Here is a 5,071-nt window from a genome sequence, read left to right as displayed (position 1 = left end):
CGAAACCTTCGATCAATTGCTGCAGGTGAACGTCAAGGGCGTTTTTCTCGGCCTCAAGCACGTGATCGCAAGAATGATGCAGCGTGGCACCGGAGCCATCATCAACACCGCATCGACCTCGGCGATCCGGGGGCGCGCAGGCCTCGCCGGCTATGTCGCCTCCAAGCACGCCGTGCTCGGGCTGACACGCACGGCGGCGCTCGATGTCGCGGGGACCAGGATCAGGGTCAACGCGGTTCTGCCCGGACCGGTGGAGTCGCGCATGATCCGCGAATTGGAAGGCCAGGCGCGCGACGGCGGCATTGCATTGCGCCAAAGCCGTGCGACGGCGCATGGCCGGCCGCAGGATGTCGCGAACGTCGTTGCTTTCCTCGCGTCCGGCGAGGCCGCGCACGTGAATGGCGCGGCCTGGGTCGTGGACGGCGGGACGACGCTGGCGTAAGGCGCGGACGCATCAAGGCACCTCCGCCTCCGCAGGATTAGAAGCGCACATCTGTCGATCGGCCAGGCGTGACCGCTCGTGGCCCCAGGCGGACCTGGGCGCGGACAGACGAGTGTGCTCAGGTGGTGCACTGGCGTTCGATGGAGCATGAGGCATGTTTGGTCAGTCTGGCGGCGTCTGGTTGAACGAGCCGAGAAAATGGTCCGAAAGGGACAACTATCTCGGGCTGGAAACGGACCAGGCCACCGATTTCTGGCGCGAAACGCATTACGGCTTCATCCGCGATAGCGGACACTTCCTCGCCTTTCAGGCGGGAGATGCGTTCACGGCCGAGCTTCGCGTCCGAGGTCATTTCAAGGCGCTCTATGATCAGGCGGGCCTGATGGTGCGCATCGACGAACGGCGCTGGCTCAAGGCTGGCATAGAGTTTTCGGACGGGCGTGCCATGCTGTCCAGCGTGCTGACTGCGGGGCAATCGGACTGGGCAACAGCCCCCTATGAGCACGACCCCGGCGACTTCCGGCTGCGCGTCACGATTGCGCATGGCGTCCTTCGTTTGCAGGCATCGAGCGATGGCAAGATATGGCCCCTGATGCGGCTTGCGCCATTCGCCCAGAGCGCCTCCTATCTTGTCGGACCCATGGCTTGCACGCCGGAGCGGTCCGGACTGGAGGTCGCTTTTTCCGATTTCCGGCTGACGCCGCCGCTCGGCAAGGAGCTTCACGATCTTGGGTGATGAGCACCGGCCCGTCGAAGTGCGCTTGGCGCATCGATGCCGGCGGTTCGGCGGGTGTGCCGCGGCTCGACGAGAGCGTCGAAGGGACGAGGAACAATGTCTCGGCGATCTCATTGGAACGCTGGTACGTCCAATCCGGGACCAGCGAGATTCCTGGGAGGCGTCCTGTCAGGAAGGAGCCACCAATGGATGACGAACGAAAATCATCGAAGGCAGGGCAACAGGCCGCCGAAGGCTTGCGTGAAGCGGCGTCCAAGGACGAAGCGAAGAACGAGAGCCGGATGGGGCACGATCTGGCCAAGGGCGCCGATCGGTTCGAAGAGCGCTCGAAAAGCTCCGACGGGAAAAGCGCAGAAGAGAAACAAGAAGGGTGAAAGCAGCAGACCCGGTTCTACGGGCTCGGTGCAACCTCTCCCGCTTGCGGGAGAGGTCGCGCAAGGCGCGGGTGAGGGCTTTCTCCTCTGGGGGAGTGTCCCATTGCGGAACACCCTCTCCCCAACCCTCTCCCGTGAGCGCAGGGCAATCGCATATGGAAGCGATTTCGCTGTGGCCATCCTTCGAGACGCCCGCCGTTGGCGGGCCCTCAGGATGAGGACCGAGTGCGTCGCACCAGTCTCAACGAGCACCGATGCTGCTTAGCCTCACCCTGAGGGACCGCGAAGCGGTCGTCTCGAAGGGCGAGGCGCGTGCTCAGGTCTTTCAAAAAAGCCATACGCGGTTGCCCTGCTCCCAAGCGGGAGAGGGAGTGACCCGATCTCATCACGCCTAGGCAACGCCGCCGATCTTCTCGGAGACGATCCTGGCCGCGCTCCGCAACTCGGCGGCGATGGTGCTGGCTTCCGCGGCTGGGATTTGTTCCTGCTTCACCAGCGGGACGGTCATCGCGGCCACAGCGCGGCCGGAGGCTTCGATGATCGGGCAGCTATAGGCAAGGATGCGCGTATAGCCGTCGTCGTTGGAGAAGTTTCCTCCCTCCGCCGAGATGCGGTCGAGCGCCGCAAGCGCCTTCTTCGGGCTGATCCGGTCATTGGTCGCGATGACCTGCGCCAGCTCTTCGCGCCGGCCCTCGAGCTGGAAGGCCGCCAGCACCTTGGCCGAGGCGTATTGCTGGGTGAGCGGAAACACCGCGCCGACCTTGACCGACCAGCCCATCAGCCATTCCGGCTCGATCCGGGCGATCACCATGAACTGCTCGCCGTGCAGCACCGTGAGATGACAGGACAATTGCACGCGCGAGGCCAGCTGCTCCATCACCGGCAGCGCCGCCTTCAGCAGCCGCTCGGTCGGCGGGAATTGCGAGGCGATCCGGAACAGCTTCAGCGTCAAGGTGTATTCACCGGTCGCGGGGTCGCGCGCGACATAGCCCCGCCGCTCCAGCGCCACCAGCATCCGGAAGATCTCGCTGACGGAGCGCCCGACGCGTTCGGCAAGCTGCTTCTGGCTCAGGCCGCGTGAGGCGCCTGCCAGCGACTCCAGAAGGTCCAGCCCTTTTTCGAGGGCGGGCGCGCCCGGCTGCGGCTTCTCAGTCATCCCTAAGGCCTTGTTGGATCAGCGGCAGCCATTGCACCACCTCGTAATGCGTAACCTCGACGGCATCGATGTCGTGTTCGTTGGCTCAACTGCAGGATCGGCACTGTTACCAACTCTCGAGTTCGGCATAAGGGGTGGCGCGCAGCAAGTGGACGGTCGCCGTCAATACTTAGCGTAGACCCTCGCGATCAACTCGTGGATATGAGCGCCAACCGTCACTTCCTCGAAAGATGCCGAATTGGGATGGCCAGCGGTATTTCGCCGATCGAGACAATTCTGCAGTTCCTTTGCGTCTGCTTTCGTCAGTACATCGATGTGCTCAAGCATATTCAGGAAGACAGATTCCTTAACAGCGTTGGCGAGATCGTCTACATCGGTGACATTGCTCCAGCCGTTTTTTTGAAAACGTCGGTGTCCCTCCTGGTTGAATTCGCGAAGCTTGTTCTTAAGGACGTGTTGGTACAGCAAATATACGGCGCCTACCCAAGTCAGCACGATGGCTGACCGGTAGGCCTTGTTCTTCACGCACTGAATAGCTTCCTCGACAAAGCGTGCATTCTCTGGATCGTGTACATCGGTTAGGTAACGTTCGAGAGCCTCCGTAACCGGCGTCAGCACCCCAGCAGGATTCATCAATCCGCGATTGGCGAGACTTTTCTTGCAAGCCTCCGTGACAGTCCAACCAGTTGGTACGTAGATCGCGTTTGTTGTCTGCTTGAGATAGTCGCCTGGTACGCTATTCGCCCCTTCTCTCCAGCCATTTTGGCGGGCCACAGCCCTGATGTCATTTGACTTCATAGGACCATCGTGCATCGCGACGATTAGAAGATACTTGTCTGTCTTCGAAACGTTGCGACGAGCCAAGCTTTCGCGAAGAAGCGTCACGACTTAAACCGCTGTGAAAGCTGATCATGCATCGAGTCCGACAGGACGTAGTTTCCCGTGGAGGGTTCGTTTATCTCGCCTTGGTCCATCAGGCTTCCAATGGTCTGGCTCAAGTTCTTATGCATCGAAGGCTTATAGACGCGCGGCGCCAACTTCATTTCTTCGTGTATCTGCGAACGAGAGGCTGGCTCGACGCCATCGCTCATCTGCAGCTTCAACAACGCGGCCTTGAACAATTCACTGGCAGATTTGGCCTGTAGCTTTGCAGCAGCGGAGGCTGTGGTGAATCGGCCCGACGCCCCCGCTCCATTTGACAGGCTTGCCGCACTTTCATCGCCCTCGTCGGTCTCATCCGGTAATCCTGGACCAATCGCTTCAATGATGGAGGCGATAAGATCGGGCACCTCGGCTTTGAGGAACTCAACTTCGCCCTCCCACTCGATTTCAATACCTTTGGCTTTGATGCGCAATTTGGCCGACACGAAAGTCCCTCCAATTTGAAGTCGAGGCAATACACAACTTGCAATAGTGATTCGGGAGAGTTAGTCTCGCTGATAATCCCCGCATTCCCCAGCAATTTGATTGGGTCGGTCAGAATACACCGGTGTCGGCGACCGGCCGCTGCACTTTGTATCTAGTCTTAATCCCAGCTGCTTAGCCTACCTGTTTAATCCAATCGTGGAGCGCGAGCTCCACTCGACGGAATTGCATGGGCTCGTCGATCACGCCGTTATGAGCGACCACGTTGCGGAGGTTGCCAAGATCAATGAACCGGTGGAGGAAGTTGATGTCTCCAATGGACGCTCGAAACAGGTCCTCGTACTTCCTGATCAACGTGGCGAGGTCTGGCCAATCCAACGAATACAGCGGACCGTAGGTTGATCGAGAAGGTATCCATTTGTTTTGAGCCTCGTTTCCGCGACGCTCTTGCTCCTTACGCTTCATTGGCGCCGAAGCTGCCTGATCCCACCAAGTATCACCGAGACTCGCTGTCAAAATCTTCTCAATGTGGCGTCGGACTGAGTTCTCCAACGAGAACAACGCGACATGCAGCTCAGCCATTTTTCGGGCATCGGCAAGGTCACCGTCACTGATGTAGGGGCACCGCGTTAAATCAATGTCGGAAACGACGCTCTCGGCTGTCCTTTCGGCCTCGACACTCTCGTCCATCGCAAAGACGCCGAACAGTTCAGCTCCCCATTCAAGGCCTCTGTGGGAGAGCCGAAACCGAGTACCATTCGCGCGACTTACTAACTTCGATTTACGAAAATCGTTATCTAGTCTCGTGCTGTTTGGCTTCGGCAGACGAGCTTCGGCGAAATAGGCACAAACCTCTGGAATTGAGGCCGACGGCTTTCGGTCTCTTTTCTCCGCCCACCAAAGGAAAGCGGCTGCCTGCTCTACCTTATCGAGGTTGGCCCTCACCACTGCTCTTGCGAAGAGATTGAAGAAATCTGCCATCGGATCACGTTGCTCTG

General features: G+C 59.5%; 7 protein-coding genes. 3 read left to right on the top strand and 4 right to left on the bottom strand.

The features are described 5' to 3' along the window. The 3 genes from JHD07_RS32420 to JHD07_RS32410 all read left to right on the top strand — a co-directional run. Positions 1-442, top strand: a 442-nt coding sequence (locus JHD07_RS32420; protein WP_291629537.1) for an SDR family oxidoreductase, incomplete at its 5' end; no start/stop codon positions are given. Between the two features lie 154 nt (positions 443-596). Further along, complete coding sequence (locus tag JHD07_RS32415) at positions 597-1,178, top strand: DUF1349 domain-containing protein (RefSeq protein WP_291629535.1); 582 nt, start codon at positions 597-599, stop codon at positions 1,176-1,178. Between the two features lie 185 nt (positions 1,179-1,363). Beyond that, the gene (locus JHD07_RS32410) at positions 1,364-1,552 is read left to right on the top strand and encodes a hypothetical protein (protein ID WP_291629539.1); all 189 of its coding nucleotides are present in this window, start codon (positions 1,364-1,366) and stop codon (positions 1,550-1,552) included. A 391-nt stretch (positions 1,553-1,943) separates the two neighbouring features. On the opposite strand, the gene JHD07_RS32405 is transcribed toward JHD07_RS32410, so the two are convergent. The 4 genes from JHD07_RS32405 to JHD07_RS32390 form a co-directional block, all read right to left on the bottom strand. Continuing rightward, positions 1,944-2,708, bottom strand: a complete 765-nt coding sequence (locus JHD07_RS32405; protein WP_291629533.1) for an IclR family transcriptional regulator — start codon at positions 2,706-2,708, stop codon at positions 1,944-1,946. Between the two features lie 162 nt (positions 2,709-2,870). Next, on the bottom strand, positions 2,871-3,593 hold the full coding sequence (locus JHD07_RS32400; protein WP_291629531.1) for a hypothetical protein: 723 nt from the start codon (positions 3,591-3,593) through the stop codon (positions 2,871-2,873). Next, positions 3,590-4,075 (bottom strand): hypothetical protein, encoded by a 486-nt coding sequence (locus JHD07_RS32395; RefSeq protein ID WP_291629528.1) that lies wholly within the window; start codon positions 4,073-4,075, stop codon positions 3,590-3,592. Before JHD07_RS32395 ends, JHD07_RS32400 begins: the two co-directional genes overlap by 4 nt. A gap of 172 nt (positions 4,076-4,247) precedes the next feature. Continuing rightward, the coding region (locus JHD07_RS32390) for a Swt1 family HEPN domain-containing protein (RefSeq protein ID WP_291629526.1) at positions 4,248-5,071 on the bottom strand (824 nt) is incomplete at its 5' end.

This window comes from Bradyrhizobium sp. (assembly GCF_016462955.1).
Classification (GTDB): domain Bacteria; phylum Pseudomonadota; class Alphaproteobacteria; order Rhizobiales; family Xanthobacteraceae; genus Bradyrhizobium.
The sequence above is the reverse complement of the archived record's forward strand: the minus strand, read 5'-3'. Positions and strand labels throughout refer to the sequence as shown.

Bases quoted from the DNA above. Each gene is read 5' to 3' on its own strand.
- JHD07_RS32415 (WP_291629535.1), top strand. From the start codon at position 597: ATGTTTGGTCAGTCTGGCGGCGTCTGGTTGAACGAGCCGAGAAAATGG.
- JHD07_RS32410 (WP_291629539.1), top strand. From the start codon at position 1,364: ATGGATGACGAACGAAAATCATCGAAGGCAGGGCAACAGGCCGCCGAA.
- JHD07_RS32405 (WP_291629533.1), bottom strand. From the start codon at position 2,708: ATGACTGAGAAGCCGCAGCCGGGCGCGCCCGCCCTCGAAAAAGGGCTG.